At 60.5% G+C, this 332-nt stretch carries 1 protein-coding gene; it reads left to right on the top strand.

Going from position 1 to position 332, the window contains the following annotated elements; translation table 11 throughout:
* The coding region (locus HX774_RS19530; protein WP_255500569.1) for a methylmalonyl-CoA mutase family protein at positions 1–332 on the top strand (332 nt) is incomplete at both ends.

Raw genomic sequence — 332 nt, 5'->3', positions numbered from 1 at the left:
CATGAACACCGCCATCGACCAGAATCTCGCCCGGTTCCGTGCTGACAACCAGCGCGAACCGCCGCAGGACGAAGAGGCAAAGATCCGCGCGTGGGTGCTGCAGAACGTGCGCGGCACGGTGCAGGCCGACATCCTCAAGGAAGACCAGGGGCAGAACACCTGCATCTTCTCGACGGAGTTTTCGCTCAAGGTGATGGGCGATATCCAGGAATATTTCGTGCACCACCAGGTGCGCAATTTCTACTCGGTGTCGATCTCGGGCTACCACATCGCCGAGGCGGGCGCCAACCCGATCTCGCAACTCGCATTCACGCTCGCCAACGGTTTCACGT

Source organism: Brevundimonas sp. P7753 (assembly GCF_013386595.1).
GTDB classification, from domain to species: Bacteria; Pseudomonadota; Alphaproteobacteria; order Caulobacterales; family Caulobacteraceae; genus Brevundimonas; species Brevundimonas bullata.
Note: the sequence above shows the minus strand (reverse complement) of the source record. Positions and strands in the feature narration are given on the sequence as shown.